Origin of the sequence: Nocardioides sp., from assembly GCF_024509035.1 — a bacterium.
Taxonomy (GTDB): Bacteria; Actinomycetota; Actinomycetes; order Propionibacteriales; family Nocardioidaceae; genus Nocardioides.
The window spans coordinates 1-14,290 of sequence record NZ_JANINT010000007.1 but is presented as its reverse complement, the minus strand read 5'-3'; the positions used below and the strand labels follow the sequence as shown (position 1 = coordinate 14,290).

Genomic DNA, 14,290 nt, shown 5'->3' with positions numbered 1-14,290 from the left:
GCAACCGGAAGCAGCCCGCAGCCCGACGTACATCAGGCGCCCTGCGCGCGCTGCGGGGGTCTCGACGGGCTCGACCACCGGCGCCGACCTCGACCACCGGGCCTTCGCTCGACTCACGGCGACGCCTCGCCGAGTTCGACCACCGCGCCGAGCTCGACCAGCGTTCAGTCGTTCAGTCGGCTTCCCAGTACTGCCCGGAGAACGACAGGTCGTCGGGCGTGCCGGTGGTGCTGCGTTGGGGGAGGGCGCGGTCGGTGGCGCACAGCGGGGGCGTGGGGCGGAAGCCGCCGGGGCGACCGACGGGGCGCGACCAGTTCTCCCAGATGTTCTGGAAGTTCCGGTTCCACCGCTTGACCAGCCCGGCGCCGCGGACGCGCATGATCATCTCGTCGCCGCTGATGCCCGAGTGGGTCCAGTTGCTCGACCCGGTGAAGACCAGCGATGCGGACCGGTCCTTGCCGTAGCGACCCGAGATCGTCATGTACTTCTGGTGGCTGTACATGTCGACCTGGTTGAGCTCGTCGCAGTCCGTGTCGTAGCCGTTGGCGTGCCGGGGGACCTGCCCGCGCGGGGTCTTCGCGCCGATCGTCTTCTTCATCGTCGCGCCGCCGAGCGCCCACATCACCTTCACGTCGCAGCCGTCGGCGTACAAGTGCCGCAGGCGCCGCGCGATCCAGGTGCCGCGGTCACCGTTCCAGGAGTGCATCGAGACCCGGATCTTGGTGCGGCCCTTGGTGCCCGTGCCGTCCCGCGCGCCGCGGCACTGCACGGGACGCAGGATCTTCATGATCGGGTCGTTGGCCGCCGTCGTGCGCGGGTGCGGCATCACCCACAGCTGGAAGTCCTTGAGGACCTGGTGCTTGAACAGCGGCTTGGCGGTCTTGTCCCGCTTGAGCTCGCGGAACAGGTCGAGCATCAACCCGTAGAGCCTCGGGACGTCCTTCTTGACCAGCAGGTCGTTGAACTGGTGCACGGTGGAGTTGCGGGTCAGGTTGTGCGATCCCGTCATCACGACGTTCTTCGCTCCGCCGGTGTGCTCGAAGAGGTAGATCTTGTCGTGCAGCACCCCCTGCACGCTGCGGCAGCCGCGCTTGCAGGTGTAGTCCCAGCTCTTCTTCTCGCGGTTGGTGCCGAGGGCCTTCTTCAGCATCCGCATGGCCTTGGTGTACGTGTGGTCGTTGTGGAGCACCTGCACGTGCACCCCACGCTTGTGGGCCTCGATCAGCCGCTGGGCGACGTTGACGCGGTCGAAGGAGTACACCGCGATGCGGATGTAGGAGCCCTTGTGGGCGTGGTTGATCGCCGCCACGATCTGCCGCTCGATGTGGAACTGGACGTCCTTGCTGCCCCACGGGTTGTTGAAGAACCCCCCGGTCGGGGGTTCCCACCGCTTCGCCTTCGCCGCCTGCGCCGGGCTGCCTCCGGGGGCCGCTCCGAGCAGGGTCACCATCATTGCGAGCGCGCCGAGCACACCCATGAACTTCAACCGCACGCTTGCACCCTTCGTTCGCGGTCGGCCCGTACCCGAACGGGGGAGCCTCGAACGTCGGCGAGGATAACAACCGCACCCTGGGGTACTGCCCGGCGTGACCGCCGACCTCGTGTACGTCGTCGCCGGGGGCAGCCTGCTCCTGGCGATCGTGCTGCCTGCGCTGCTCGACCGCTGGGCGGTCTCCGCACCGATGGTGCTGGTGGCGGTCGGCTTCGGTCTCGGTCTGACCCCGCTGCCCGACGGATTGCCGCTGGACCCCCAGGCCAACCGGGCCACGATCGAGCACGTCACCGAGCTCGCCGTGCTCGTCGCGCTCATGGGCGTCGGGCTCGCGCTCGACCGGCCGCTCAACCCGCGCAGCCGGGCGTCGTGGCGACGGTGGAGCACGACCTGGCGGCTGCTCGGCATCACGATGCCGCTGTGCATCGGGGCGGTCGCACTGATCGCCTGGGGTGCCGGCATCGCGCCCGCGGCGGCGCTGCTCCTCGGGGCCGTCCTCGCCCCGACCGACCCCGTGCTGGCCTCCGACGTGCAGGTCGCAGGCCCGCAGACCGGCGATGAGCACGAGGTCGACGAGTCCGACGAGGTGCGGTTCACGCTGACCTCCGAGGCGGGGCTCAACGACGGGCTCGCGTTCCCGTTCGTCTACGCCGCGATCCTGCTCGCCACCGAGGGGTCCTTCGGGGGCTGGGCCCTGGAGTGGGTGGGCTTCTACCTCGTCGCCAAGGTGCTCATCGGGGTCGTGGTCGGCATCGTCATCGGCCGGGTGCTCGCCTGGGTCGCGTTCCGCTCGGCGAGCCCCTCGCTGCGGGTCGCCGAGCGCGGGGAGTCGTTGCTGGCGCTCGCGGCGCTGGTGACGGCGTACGGCGTCGGGGAGGTCGCCGGAGGCTACGGGTTCTTGTCGGTGTTCGTGTGCGCGATGACGTTCCGCTCAGCGGAGCGCTCGCACGACTACCACGCGGCCATGCACGAGGTCGCCGAGCGCCTCGAGCGGCTGCTGACGCTGTTCGTGCTGCTCGTGCTCGGCATCGCGCTGAGCCGCGGGCTCCTCGGCGGCCTGGACTGGCGCGGCGTCACGATCGGGCTGGCCCTCCTGCTCGTGATCCGTCCGGCGGCCGGCATGGCCGGGCTCGCGCCGTGGGCGTCGCGCGAGCAGCCGTCGCTGACCCGGGGCCAGCGCTGGGCGGCGGCCTTCTTCGGCGTCCGCGGCATCGGCTCGATCTACTACCTGGCCTATGCCGCCGGGCACGCCGAGGAGCTCGGCACGGACTGGCTGTGGTCGACGGTCGCGTTCACCGTCGTCGCGTCCGTGCTGCTTCACGGGGTGCTCGCCTCACCGGTGATGAGCCGGGTGGGCGACCCCGACACGACCTGATCCGCCCGCCGACCAGGGGTCAGTCGGCTTCCCAGTGCTCGCCCGAGAACGCGATGCCGCGGCGCGGCTGGACCGATCGGTAGTAGTAGTACGGGCAGTACGGCGCTCCCGGGCGGAACCCGCGGTCGCCGCCGACCTCGCGGGCCCGGTGCCGCCAGATGAAGTCGAAGTTGTGGTTCCACTGGCGCACCAGTCGCAGCCCGCGGGCGCGGAGGATCATCTCGTCGCCGCTGATGCCCTGGGCGGTCCAGTTGCTCGAGCCGGTGAAGACGTACGACGCGCGCCGGTCCTTGCCGTAGCGCCCCGAGATCGTCATGTACTTCTGGTGGCTGTACATGTCCACCTCCTGCAGCACGTCGCAGTCGGTGTTGTAGCCGTCGGCCCGCCGGGGGACGGTGCCACGACGCGTCGGGGTGCTGATCGCGCGCTTCATCTCCGCCCCGGCCAGCGACCACATCACCTTGACGTTGCACCCCTCGGCATAGAGCTGACGCAGCTTGCGGGCCAGCCAGGCTCCGCGCTCGCCGTTCCAGGAGTGCATCGAGACCCGGATCTTCGTGCGGCCGTCGACGCCGGTGTTGCCGCGCGCGCCGCGGCACCGGACCTGGCGCAGCACGTCCATCACCGGGTCGTTCCAGCGCGTGGTCCGCGGGTGCGGCATCGCCCACAGCTCGTAGTCCTTCAACGCGCGGTGCACGAACAGCGGGTCGGCGGTGCGGTCGCGACGCAGCTGCCAGAACAGGTGCAGCAGCACGTCGTGCAGGCGCGGCGCGTTGCGCTGGACGAGCAGGTCGTTGAACTGGTGGGCGGTCGCGTTGAGCGTGAGGTTGTGCGACCCGGTCATCACGACGTTCTTGGCCCCGCCGGTGCGGTCGAAGAGGTAGATCTTGTCGTGCAGGACGCCCTGGACGCTGCGGCAACCGGTGCGGCAGGTGTAGTCCCAGCTCTTCTTGCCCCGGTCGGTCCCCAGGGCGCGCCGCAGCATCCGCATCGCCTCGGTGACCTGGTGGTCGTTGTGGAGCACCTGCACGTGGACGCCGCGCCGGTGCGCCTCGATGAGCGCCTTCGCCACGTTGACCCGGTCGAAGGAGTAGACCGCGATCCGGATGTGCGAGCCCGGGCGCGCGTGCCGGATCGCCTCGACGATCTGCCGCTCGATGCGGAACTTGCCGCGCCGCCCACCCCACGGGTTGTTGAAGAACCCGCCCTCGACCGGCCGCCACGGGGTCGCGTGGTGGTGCCGGTCGGCCGCGGGACCGTGGCGCGGCGCGGCGACGGCCGAGGGGGCGGCCGCCGCCGCGCCGGCCTGCGCTCCGAGGGCCAGGCCCGAGATCAGCAGGATGAGGGCGCACCCGAGCACCGCGAACGTTCTGCGCACGGCACCGGAGCGTACCTTTCGTCACTCTGGTCACATCGGCACCACGCGGCGCCGGGCTCAGCCTCGACGCGGTGATGCGAGGCTCAGCGCAGGTGGATCGTCCGCGTCTCGTGACCGGCGCGCGTCGTCACCACCAGCCGGGCGCGGTCGATGCGACCCTGCCGCAGCGCCGCCCGGGCGGCTCCGGTCGCCACGAGCCGGACCGTCGGGCTCGCGGCGGTGACGGTCGTGGCCCCGCGGGCCAGGACCGTGCCGCGCGCCAGGCCCGCGACCCGGTGCGGCGCGACCAGCGTCAGCCGCACCTGTCGGCGTACGTCGCTCGCGAGCCGGACCCGGACGCTCGTGCGACCGGCGGCGGTCGTGACCCAGCCCGATCCGGGGACGTCGGTGCCGGTGGCACTGACCGTGACGCTCGCCGTGGAGGTGTCGTCGAACACCGCCGTGTCGGGGCTGCTGGTCGAGACGGTCGCGGTGTTCTCCACCCGTCGCTCCGCGTCCTCGGCGGGGCTGGTGCGCACGTCGACGCACAGCAGTCCGTAGTCCACGGTGAGCACGCCGGCCGAGGGGTTGTAGAAGCGGAAGACCCGGGTCACCGGCTGCGGGTCGTTGCCGAGCGGCAGGGTGCCGTGCGGGTCGACCCACGCCACGATGCCCTTGGCGCCGTCGCGGCAGGTCAGGCTGCGCTCCGCGACGGTGCCCGGCGCGACGTCCACCTGGCCCGAGCGCTGCGAGGTGAGCAGCTCGTGGGTGTGGCCCTGGGTGACCCCCAGCGTCGTGCGCAGGCACCGGGCCGTCAGCGTCACCAAGGCGTCGGTCGTGACGTCGGCGGTGAACCGGCGTCCCTCGGCGGTCGGGCGGCTGTAGACCACGCCGTCGCCGGCGAGGAACGTGAAGCCGGGCGCGATGGCGACGGCCCCCGGCCCGCAGGACAGGTCGGCGCTGTGGCTGCCGACGGCCCAGGCCTGCGTCGTGGTCAGCACGTCGGAGACGACCAGCGGGTGGGTGTGGTCCTCGCCGGACACCGTCCGCTCGCTCGTGCAGACCACGTTGACCTTGGCCTGCACCTGCCCGGTGGCCTCGTTGCGCACGGTGCCGGTCCAGCCGCGGCCGTCGGCGGTGCTCGTGGAGACGAGCACGGCCGCGTCCGTCCAGGTCCCCGTGCCCTGGTCGACGTGGTCGAGCCGCACGCTCCCGTCGGTGGCCAGGTAGCCGGTCGGGCACGCCGTCGTCGCCGATGCGGTCTGGCCGGCCGGGACGGAGAGGTGGCTCTCGACCTTGGTCACGTCGACCTGGTGGTCGTGCGTGGTCACGGCGCTCGGCAGCAGGTGCACCCGCACCGTGATCGTGACCGAGCGCTCCTGGCCGGGCCCGATCGTGCCGAGCGAGCACACGACCGCGCCGGACGAGAGTGCGCAGCCGGAGCTGGCCGACACGAACGTGGTGCCGGCCGGCAGCACGTCGGTGACGACCACGTCGCGAGCCTCGCCCGGGCCGCTGTTGACCGCGCGCAGTGTGTACGTCACCGCGTCACCGGGAGCGGCGAGGGAGACGTCCGCGGTCTTGCTGATGCCCAGCCCGGCGGGGAGCGGCTCGCCCGCGCCGGTGTCGATGGTGGCGTCGTCGGAGTCGGACACGTCGGGCCCGGCCGGCGGCGTGCCGGTGGCCGTCGCCAGGTTGTGCACCCGGCCGGCGGCCACGTCGGCCGCGGTGACGACGTACGTCGGCGCGCTGAGCAGCGGGCAGGTCGTCGACGCGCCGGGGGCGAGCGTGGCGACGCAGGGTGCCGCGACGAGCCCGAGGAGCTCGTCGGAGATCGTGACGTCGGTCAGTGGGGTGTTGCCGATGTTGGTGACGGTGAAGCCGTAGGTCAGCAGCTCACCGAGTGAGCCGACGGAGTCGGCGTCGGCGGAGTCCGAGACGGTCTTCTCCAGGTGGATCGCCGGCTGGGCGGGCACGACGGGGTCACAGCCCTCGACCCAGAACACCTTCGACTTCTTGTCGTTGCCCTGGGAGCCGGGCGTGTGGACGGTGAGCTTCACGTGGTAGCCCTGCTGCGGGTGGGGATCGCCGTGGAACGCGAGCGTGTAGGTCTCCCGGCCGTCGAGCCCGGTCGCGGTGCCGGCGCCGCTCGCGGGGTCACCGCCGACGAAGACGGCCGACGGGCCGGTCACGTCGAGGACGACGTCCTTGGTCGGCGCCTGCATCTCGAAGTCGACCTCCGAGATGATGTCGGGACCCTGGTCGAAGCCGTACCACTCGACGGTGAACGTGCAGCCCACGTGGGGGTCGTTGTCGGGCGCGCCGTCGAGGTCGCCGTGCTCGGCGATCTTGACGGTGCCGTTGTTGCCGGGCGGGTTGCCGCCGGCCTGTGCCGGCGCCGTGAACGGCGTCGCCGGTACGAGCGCGAGCGCGAGCGCGACGGCGGCGCTCAGGAGCGCGCTGACGACGACGTGCGAGCGCGTGCTGGAGACGATGCGGTGAGCAGTCATGACCGGGTGGACCCCCTCGTTCCATCGGTGACGACGGGACGAGGTGTCGACGAGATCGGTGTCATGACCCCCCGGCGCACGCATGCGGCGCCAGGACCCCCCGTCCTGACCTCGTCAGGCTACGCGCGCTCGACCCCGGCGTCCTCGGAACGCCCGGAGTGCCGGGACCGGTGCAGACCTGTGCTCCAGGCCACTGCCTCCTGCGCGCAGGCACCGCCCCGTAACCTGGATCGGTCATGCTCTGCTCCCACTTCGACGCCGGCCGCTGCCGCTCGTGCACCTGGCTCGGCACGGCGTACGCCGAGCAGCTGGCCGAGAAGCAGCGCCTGGTCGAGGACCTGCTCGCCGCGCACCCCGACACCGTCTGGCTGCCGCCGGTCGCGAGCGCCCAGCTGGGAGTGCGCAACAAGGCCAAGATGGTCGTCAGCGGCACGGCCGAGGAGCCGGTGCTCGGCATCCTCGGCCCGCTCGGTGCCGGGGTCGACCTGCGCGACTGCCCGCTGCACACGCCGGGCATCCAGGCGGCGCTGCCGGAGCTCGCGGCGTTCGTGACCCGCGCCGCGCTCACGCCGTACGACGTCGCGCGGCGTCGCGGTGAGCTGAAGTTCCTCCTGGTCACCGAGTCGCCGGACGGCGAGCTGATGGTCCGCTTCGTGCTGCGCTCCCAGGAGCCGGTGGCGCGGATCCGCAAGCACCTCCCGGCGTTGCTCGAGCGGGTGCCCGCCGTCGTGGTCGCGTCGGTGAACCTGCAGCCCGAGCACAAGGCGGTGCTCGAGGGGGAGCGCGAGATCCTCCTGACCGACGAGGAGGCGCTGCGGATGCGCCTGGACCGGGTGACCCTCCGGCTGCGCCCGCAGAGCTTCTTCCAGACCAACACCGCGATGGCGGCCGAGCTCTACCGCCGCGCGCGGGCATGGGTCGACGAGGTCGCGCCGCGCACGGTGTGGGACCTCTACTGCGGGGTCGGCGGGTTCGCGCTCACCCTGGCCGGCACCGGCCGGGAGGTCACCGGCGTCGAGATCGGCCGCGAGGCCGTCGTCAGCGCCGAGCAGACCAGTGCGGACGCCGGCGTGGAGGGTGTGCGGTTCGAGGCCGGCGACGCGACGGCGTACGCAGCCGCCCAGCCGGCGCCGCCGGACCTCGTCGTCGTCAACCCACCGCGACGCGGCCTCGGCCCTGAGCTCAGCGGCTGGCTCGAGGCCTCGGGCGTGCGCCACGTCCTCTACTCCAGCTGCAACGCGCAGTCGCTCGCCCGCGACCTCCAGACGATGCCGAGCCTGCGGCCGGTGCGCGGCCAGCTGCTCGACATGTTCCCCAACACCGCGCACTACGAGGTGCTCGTGCTGCTGGAGCGGGCATGAGCGGGCCACGCGACCGGCTCGAGGACGAGCGGCGGCGTACGACGGCGCGGCTCGCGACCCTGCGCGGCGACTACCGCGGGTTCGTGGACGCGTCCCGCGACACCAACGCCGACGACGAGCACGACCCCGAGGGTGCGACGATCGCCTTCGAGCGAGAGCAGGTCGCGGCGCTCGTGCGCCAGGCCGAGCAGCACCTCACCGAGGTGGAGGCGGCGCTGACCCGCCTCGACGCGGGGACCTACGGCCGGTGCTCGCGATGTGGCCGGCCGATCCCGGACGAGCGGCTCGAGGTGCGCCCCACCGCCACGACCTGCGTGGTCTGCGCCTGACGCGGACGCCCCGTCACTTCGGGGGCAGCGTGCGCGCCCAGCCGGCGCCGACCTCGACCCAGCGCTCCAGCGCGTCCTCGTCCGCGACGCCCGTCGCCTCGACGCGCAGCCAGCCGGCCATCTCGCGGTCGTTCATCACGAACGCGTCGGTGTGCGGCTCGGCGAGCAGCTCCTCGCGCCGGTCGGGGTCACAGCGCAGCAGCAACCCTCCCTGGCTGCTGGCGGCGACAGCCATGTTGCCCTCGATGAGGAACGCCAGGCCGCCGAACATCCTCCGCTCGCTGAGGCCGGGCTCGCCGGTGAGGATCTCGCGGAGCCGGCCGGCGAGCTGCTCGTCGTACGTCATGGACGAAAGTCTGATGCCTCGTCCTCGCCGACGGGACCAGACTGGCTCCATGCGTCTTCCTCGGGTGCTTCCGCTCCTCCTCCTCGCCCTCGCGACGCTGCCGCTGGTGGCCGTCGCCGCCCCCGCGTCGGCCGTGCCGCCCACCGAGCGCACGATCGAGGACCCGGTCGAGCCCGGCAAGGCCTTCGACGTCGTGTCGGTGCGGATCTCCGCGGCGCGGACGGAGAGCCGCAAGGCGCGGATCGTGATCCGCCACGACCGCCCCGTCGACGTGGGCGACGCGATCGATCTGTGGGTCGACACCGACGACGACCGGGTGCCCGACCTGTTCGTCACCGGCCCGGCCTACTCCGAGTACGCCGTCTTCCGCACGCACTCCTGGACCGCCCACGGTCGCAACATCTCCGACCAGGGGTGCGCGTCGCTGAAGATGGTCCAGGCCCGCTCGGTCGTGAAGATCGACCCGAGCTGCCTGGCGCCCTCGACCCGGTTCGCGGTGTCGGTGCGCTCCTACGTGCTCGACGCGCCGGCCCGCACCGACGACTACGTGCCGGGCAGGCACCGGCTCTCCCAGCGGGTGCTGTCCTTCGCGCCGAACTGACCTGCCTGCATCCGGCCCTGGCCCGCGTGCCACACTCGCGAGCATGGAGCAGCGCACGTTGGGCAGGACCGGCCGTCCGGTCTCCGTCGTCGGTCTCGGCACCTGGCAGCTGGGCGCCGACTGGGGTGAGGTGTCCGAGGACGACGCCCTCGCCGTGCTGTCGGCCTCGACCGATGCGGGTGTCACGTTCTTCGACACCGCCGACGTCTACGGCGACGGCCGCAGCGAGCAGGTGATCGGCCGGTTCCTCCGCGACCACCCCGAGGTCACGGTCGCGACCAAGATGGGTCGGCGGATGGACCAGCTGCCCGAGAACTACACGATGGACAACTTCCGCGCGTGGACCGACCGGTCGCGGCGCAACCTCGGTGTCGACACGCTCGACCTGGTGCAGCTGCACTGCCCGCCGAGCGCGGTCATCGACGCGGACGCGACGTACGACGACCTCGACACGCTGGTCGACGAGGGCGCGATCGCGGCCTACGGCGTCAGCGTCGAGACCGCCGACCAGGCGCTCTCCGCGATCGCGCGACCCAACGTCGCCTCGATCCAGATCATCCTCAACGCCTTCCGGCTCAAGCCGCTCGACCGGGTGCTCCCGGCCGCCGCCGAGGCCGGTGTCGGCATCATCGCGCGGGTGCCGCTGGCGTCCGGCCTGCTGTCGGGCCGCTACGACGAGCACACGACGTTCGCCGCCGACGACCACCGCACCTACAACCGCGACGGCAGCGCCTTCGACGTGGGGGAGACCTTCTCCGGCGTGGACTTCGAGGCCGGCGTGCGCGCCGCCCAGGAGTTCAGCGCGCTCGTGCGCGACCTCGGTGTGACGCCTGCGCAGGCGGCGCTCGCCTGGGTCGTGCAGCAGCCCGGCGTCACCACGGTCATCCCGGGTGCCCGCAACGCCGACCAGGCCCGCGCCAACGCCGCCGCCGGCAGCATCGACGCGCTGCCCGCGGACGTGCTCGAGGGCGTGACCCGGATCTACGACACCTACTTCCGAGCGGCCATCCACGACCGCTGGTAACAGCCGAAGACGTTGACCCGCCCGAAACTTTCGGGCGGGTCAACGTCGTCTCAGGCCTGGGCGGCGTCGGCGAACTCGCAGAACGCGTCGTAGGCGCGGGGGCCGTAGATCGTGGCCGGGCCGCCCTTCATCAAGAACGTGACGCCGATGGCCTCGGCCGCCTCCTGCTTGGTCGCGCCGGCGCGGACCGCGGCCTGCGCGTGGGAGGCGATGCAGCCGTCGCAGCCCTCGACGACGCCGATCGCCAGCGCGATCAGCTCCTTGGTGCGCGTGTCGAGCGCGCCCGCGGCGAACGCAGCCTTGTGCAGCTCGCCGAACCCCTTGTAGACGTCGGGGACGGCCTGGCGCAGCTGGCGGTGGAGCGGGGACAGGGCGTCGAGGACGTCCTTGCCGTGGGGGTGCTCGGTGGTGGTGTTCGTCATGGTCGCCAATATACCCCCGGGGGTATCAATGACCGTCATCGGGGACGTCGTCGACCTGCTCGGCACCGAGCTCGTGCTCGAGCATCCCGACGACCTGGTGGTCGGTCAGGTGCCACGGCTCGCCGTCGTCCTCGGGGGCGCCCTCGCGGGCGTGCTCGAGGTCGGTTGCGCGGTCGAGGTCGTCGCCGTCGCCCCTGTCGAGCAGTGGGCGGAGCTTGTCGAGCCAGTGCCGACGCTGCGTCTCGAGCTCCAGCTCCTCGCGCAGGTCGATCTCCTCGGCCTGGGGCACCAGGTCGTAGAGCGCCTGCAGGCTGGTCGCGGGCTCCTCGGCGGACATGGGCTCGAGCATAGGCACCGCAGGCCCGCCCGGAGCCGTCTCAGCCGAGGATCTTGCGCAGGCGGGCGTGGCGGTGGAACCGGTCGCGGCGGCGGCGCCGGCTGTCGCGGTCGCCCGCGAAGGTCTGACCGAGCTCGTCGACGCGCAGCTGCGTGAGCATCAGGGCGGCCACCGGGTCGGCGATGGAGATCGAGGCGATCATGAGGTACTCCTGGGGGTGGGAACGGCTGGTGCGCCCACGCTCCGCGCCTGAGGTAGGGGCAGGCATCGGACGGCCTCCCTAGTTGCCGCCGCCGGCTACCTCAGATCCGGTGCCCGACGCCCCTGGTCATACCCGCAGGGGGTATGTTACGTTCTCAGGGTCAGATACCCCCTTGGGGTATCAATTCCGATCAAGGAGAGAGCCCATGTCCACGACCCACGTCTACCGCGTCAACGGGATGACCTGCGGCCACTGCGTCGGCGCGGTGACCCGCGAGGTGTCCGCCCTGGAGCCGGTGACCGACGTTCGCGTCGAGCTCGAGACCGGCGACGTCACCGTCGAGTCCGAGCGTCCGCTGACCCACGACGAGATCGCCGCCGCCATCGACGAGGCCGGCTACGAGCTCGTCTCCTGACACTGCCTGACCACGCTGCCCCGACCACGCTGCCCCGACCACGCGCAAGGAACCGAGACCATGAGCACGACGACCCCGGCCGCCACCCCGGCCACCACGGAGAGCACCCTCGACATCGAGGGGATGACCTGTGCGTCGTGCGTGGGCCGCGTCCAGAAGGCGCTCTCCCGGGTGGAGGGTGTCGTGGAGGCCTCGGTCAACCTCGCCACCGAGACCGCGTCGGTCACCTACGACCCCGCGGCCGTCGACGCGGGCGCGCTCACGGCCGCGGTCGAGAAGGCCGGGTACGCCGGCACGGTGCGCCCCGCGCCGCAGCCTGCCCGCGAGCCGGAGGGTCGGGCGGACGTGCCGTCCCCGGAGCGCCCCGAGGCCGACCCGGTCGCTGAGCTGGACGCCCGGCGCGACGTGGAGATCGCGCGGCTACGTCGCAAGTGGCAGGTCGCGCTGGTCGTCGGGCTGGCGCTGATGGGCGTGATGTACGTGCCGGTCAGCCTCGACACGATGGACTGGCTGATGCCGCTGCTCCTCGTGGTCGCGACCGTCACGCAGTTCTGGGCCGGACGCGAGATCTACGAGCGGGCGTGGCGAGGCGCCAAGCACGGCTCGTCGAGCATGGACACGCTGGTCGCCCTCGGCACCGGCGTCGCCTTCGGCTACAGCGCGTTCGTCACGCTGTGGCCCGGGCCCGCCGAGCGCTGGGGCCTGCCGCTCCACCTCTACTACGAGACCGCGCTGATCGTGCTCGCGCTCGTGCTGATGGGCCGGTGGTTGGAGCTCAAGGCCAAGAAGCGCACGGCCGCGTCGATCAAGGCGCTGGTGGGGCTGGCGCCCACGACGGCCCGGGTGCTGCGCGACGGCGCCGAGGTCGACGTGCCCATCGGCCAGGTCGTCGTGGGTGACCAGGTGCGCGTCCGGCCGGGGGAGAAGCTCCCGGTCGACGGCGTGGTCGTCGAGGGGCGGTCGGCGATCGATGAGTCGATGCTGACCGGCGAGAGCGTCCCGGTCGAGAAGGTTGCCGGCGACGCCGTGATCGGAGCCACGGTCAACACCACCGGCACCCTCGTCGTACGCACCACCGCCGTCGGTGCCGACAGCACGCTCGCCCAGATCGTCCGTCTCGTCGAGCAGGCCCAGGGGAGCGCGCCGCCGATGCAGCGGCTCGCCGACCGGGTCTCGGCGATCTTCGTCCCGGCCGTGCTCGTCGTCGCGCTGGCGACGTTCCTCGGCTGGCTGCTCCTCGGCCCCGAGACCGACCGGCTCGTCCTCGCGATCGGTACGACGGTCGCGGTGCTGATCATCGCGTGCCCGTGCGCCCTCGGGCTGGCGACGCCGACCGCCGTGATGGTCGGGACCGGCAAGGCGGCGGAGCTCGGCATCCTGGTCGGTGACGGTGCGGCGCTCGAGACCGCCCGCCGGCTGACCGCCGTCGTGCTCGACAAGACCGGCACGATCACCCGCGGTCGTCCCGACCTCACCGCGGTCACGCCGGTCGCCGGGTGGGAGCCCGACGAGCTGCTCACGCTCGCCGCGGCCGCCGAGGTCGGCAGCGAGCACCCCGTCGGCGAGGCGATCGTCCGTGGTGCGCAGGAGCGCGGCCTCGCACTTCCGGCCGTCACCTCCTTCGACTCCGTGCCGGGGCACGGGGTGGTCGCCGAGATCGCGGGTCGTCAGGTGCTCGCCGGCAACGCGGCCCACCTCGCCGAGCACGGCATCGACGCCGCGGCCACCGCCGCGCTCGGCGTCGCGGCCGTCTACGTCGCCGTCGACGGCGCACTCGCGGGCGCGGTGCAGGTGGCCGACACCGTCAAGGAGTCCTCGGCTGCCGCCGTGGCGGCGCTGCAGGACCTCGGCCTCGAGGTCTGGATGGTCACCGGCGACAACGCCGAGACCGCTCGCGCGATCGCGGCCCAGGTCGGGATCGAGCACGTGATGGCCGACGTACGACCCGCCGACAAGGCGCTGCGGGTCGCCGAGCTGCAGGCCGCCGGGCAGGTCGTGGCGATGGTCGGCGACGGTGTCAACGACGCGCCCGCCCTCGCCCAGGCCGACCTCGGCATCGCGATCGGCACCGGCACCGACGTCGCGATCGCGGCCTCCGACATCACGCTCGTCGGCGGCGACCTGCACGGCATCGTCTCCGCGATCGAGCTGTCGCGGCGCACGGTGACCACGATCAAGCAGGGCCTGGTGTGGGCGTTCGCCTACAACGTGCTGCTGGTCCCCGTCGCCGCCGGTGCCCTGTACTGGTGGGACGGGCTGCTCCTCGACCCGGTGCTCGCGAGCGCCGCGATGGCGATGAGCTCGGTCAGCGTCGTCACCAACGCGCTGCGGCTGCGCAAGCCGGCCAAGAAGTCCTCGACCTGGGCGCGCGTGAGCGACTGGGGCTACCTGGCCGGCATCGCGGTCGTCGCGATCGCCGTGGGCGTCGGGTTCACCTGGCTCAGCCGCACCGACCAGGCCGAGCGCGGCATGAACGGCGTGCTCGGCTGGCAGGAGGGCATGGGCATGCCGATGCGTCC

The 14,290-nt window shown here is 72.3% G+C and carries 14 protein-coding genes; 7 read left to right on the top strand and 7 right to left on the bottom strand.

The window, feature by feature from the left end; genetic code table 11:
• Positions 1-172 precede the first annotated feature (172 nt).
• Positions 173-1,492 (bottom strand): phospholipase D-like domain-containing protein, encoded by a 1,320-nt coding sequence (locus Q0L15_RS00505; RefSeq protein WP_296601461.1) that lies wholly within the window; start codon positions 1,490-1,492, stop codon positions 173-175.
• A 94-nt stretch (positions 1,493-1,586) separates the two neighbouring features.
• On the opposite strand from Q0L15_RS00505, the gene Q0L15_RS00500 reads away from it, so the two are divergent.
• Positions 1,587-2,867 (top strand): cation:proton antiporter, encoded by a 1,281-nt coding sequence (locus Q0L15_RS00500; RefSeq protein WP_296601460.1) that lies wholly within the window; start codon positions 1,587-1,589, stop codon positions 2,865-2,867.
• 19 nt (positions 2,868-2,886) lie between these two features.
• On the opposite strand, the gene Q0L15_RS00495 is transcribed toward Q0L15_RS00500, so the two are convergent.
• Both Q0L15_RS00495 and Q0L15_RS00490 read right to left on the bottom strand, forming a co-directional pair.
• Entirely contained in the window at positions 2,887-4,245 is a 1,359-nt protein-coding gene (locus Q0L15_RS00495) for a phospholipase D-like domain-containing protein (protein WP_296601458.1), read from the bottom strand.
• 83 nt (positions 4,246-4,328) lie between these two features.
• Positions 4,329-6,734, bottom strand: a complete 2,406-nt coding sequence (locus Q0L15_RS00490) for a DUF11 domain-containing protein (RefSeq protein WP_296601456.1) — start codon at positions 6,732-6,734, stop codon at positions 4,329-4,331.
• 236 nt (positions 6,735-6,970) lie between these two features.
• Here Q0L15_RS00490 and rlmC point away from each other — a divergent pair, with 236 nt between their 5' ends.
• Together rlmC and Q0L15_RS00480 are read left to right on the top strand one after the other, a co-directional pair.
• Positions 6,971-8,095 carry a 23S rRNA (uracil(747)-C(5))-methyltransferase RlmC gene (rlmC, locus tag Q0L15_RS00485; RefSeq protein WP_296601454.1) on the top strand — a complete coding sequence of 375 codons (1,125 nt, stop codon included), beginning with the start codon at positions 6,971-6,973 and terminating at the stop codon, positions 8,093-8,095.
• The gene (locus tag Q0L15_RS00480) at positions 8,092-8,424 is read left to right on the top strand and encodes a TraR/DksA C4-type zinc finger protein (protein ID WP_296601453.1); all 333 of its coding nucleotides are present in this window, start codon (positions 8,092-8,094) and stop codon (positions 8,422-8,424) included. The genes rlmC and Q0L15_RS00480 overlap by 4 nt, the downstream gene beginning before the upstream one ends.
• A gap of 13 nt (positions 8,425-8,437) precedes the next feature.
• On the opposite strand, the gene Q0L15_RS00475 is transcribed toward Q0L15_RS00480, so the two are convergent.
• A complete protein-coding gene (locus Q0L15_RS00475) occupies positions 8,438-8,770 on the bottom strand; it encodes a TfoX/Sxy family protein (RefSeq protein ID WP_296601452.1) in 333 nt (110 codons plus the stop codon).
• 49 nt (positions 8,771-8,819) lie between these two features.
• Here Q0L15_RS00475 and Q0L15_RS00470 point away from each other — a divergent pair, with 49 nt between their 5' ends.
• Positions 8,820-9,371 carry a hypothetical protein gene (locus Q0L15_RS00470; protein WP_296601451.1) on the top strand — a complete coding sequence of 184 codons (552 nt, stop codon included), beginning with the start codon at positions 8,820-8,822 and terminating at the stop codon, positions 9,369-9,371.
• Between the two features lie 43 nt (positions 9,372-9,414).
• Complete coding sequence (locus tag Q0L15_RS00465) at positions 9,415-10,395, top strand: aldo/keto reductase (RefSeq protein ID WP_296601450.1); 981 nt, start codon at positions 9,415-9,417, stop codon at positions 10,393-10,395.
• Between the two features lie 50 nt (positions 10,396-10,445).
• Here Q0L15_RS00465 and Q0L15_RS00460 read toward each other — a convergent pair whose 3' ends face one another.
• The 3 genes from Q0L15_RS00460 to Q0L15_RS00450 are packed head-to-tail and all read right to left on the bottom strand — an operon-like array spanning position 10,446 to position 11,356.
• On the bottom strand, positions 10,446-10,817 hold the full coding sequence (locus tag Q0L15_RS00460) for a carboxymuconolactone decarboxylase family protein (protein WP_296601449.1): 372 nt from the start codon (positions 10,815-10,817) through the stop codon (positions 10,446-10,448).
• Positions 10,818-10,842: 25 nt separating this feature from the next.
• Entirely contained in the window at positions 10,843-11,154 is a 312-nt protein-coding gene (locus Q0L15_RS00455) for a hypothetical protein (protein ID WP_296601448.1), read from the bottom strand.
• A gap of 40 nt (positions 11,155-11,194) precedes the next feature.
• The gene (locus tag Q0L15_RS00450; protein ID WP_296601447.1) at positions 11,195-11,356 is read right to left on the bottom strand and encodes a hypothetical protein; all 162 of its coding nucleotides are present in this window, start codon (positions 11,354-11,356) and stop codon (positions 11,195-11,197) included.
• Between the two features lie 205 nt (positions 11,357-11,561).
• Between Q0L15_RS00450 and Q0L15_RS00445 the strand changes: the two genes are divergently transcribed.
• Together Q0L15_RS00445 and Q0L15_RS00440 are read left to right on the top strand one after the other, a co-directional pair.
• Complete coding sequence (locus Q0L15_RS00445) at positions 11,562-11,771, top strand: cation transporter (RefSeq protein WP_296601445.1); 210 nt, start codon at positions 11,562-11,564, stop codon at positions 11,769-11,771.
• Between the two features lie 60 nt (positions 11,772-11,831).
• Positions 11,832-14,290 (top strand): cation-translocating P-type ATPase (locus tag Q0L15_RS00440; protein ID WP_296601444.1); only part of this gene is annotated, 2,459 nt, incomplete at its 3' end.

Coding starts and splice junctions, on each gene's coding strand:
- rlmC (WP_296601454.1), top strand. CDS start 6,971: ATGCTCTGCTCCCACTTCGACGCCGGCCGCTGCCGCTCGTGCACCTGG.
- Q0L15_RS00475 (WP_296601452.1), bottom strand. CDS start 8,770: ATGACGTACGACGAGCAGCTCGCCGGCCGGCTCCGCGAGATCCTCACC.
- Q0L15_RS00490 (WP_296601456.1), bottom strand. CDS start 6,734: ATGACTGCTCACCGCATCGTCTCCAGCACGCGCTCGCACGTCGTCGTC.
- Q0L15_RS00445 (WP_296601445.1), top strand. CDS start 11,562: ATGTCCACGACCCACGTCTACCGCGTCAACGGGATGACCTGCGGCCAC.
- Q0L15_RS00470 (WP_296601451.1), top strand. CDS start 8,820: ATGCGTCTTCCTCGGGTGCTTCCGCTCCTCCTCCTCGCCCTCGCGACG.
- Q0L15_RS00450 (WP_296601447.1), bottom strand. CDS start 11,356: ATGATCGCCTCGATCTCCATCGCCGACCCGGTGGCCGCCCTGATGCTC.
- Q0L15_RS00455 (WP_296601448.1), bottom strand. CDS start 11,154: ATGTCCGCCGAGGAGCCCGCGACCAGCCTGCAGGCGCTCTACGACCTG.
- Q0L15_RS00465 (WP_296601450.1), top strand. CDS start 9,415: ATGGAGCAGCGCACGTTGGGCAGGACCGGCCGTCCGGTCTCCGTCGTC.
- Q0L15_RS00480 (WP_296601453.1), top strand. CDS start 8,092: ATGAGCGGGCCACGCGACCGGCTCGAGGACGAGCGGCGGCGTACGACG.
- Q0L15_RS00460 (WP_296601449.1), bottom strand. CDS start 10,817: ATGACGAACACCACCACCGAGCACCCCCACGGCAAGGACGTCCTCGAC.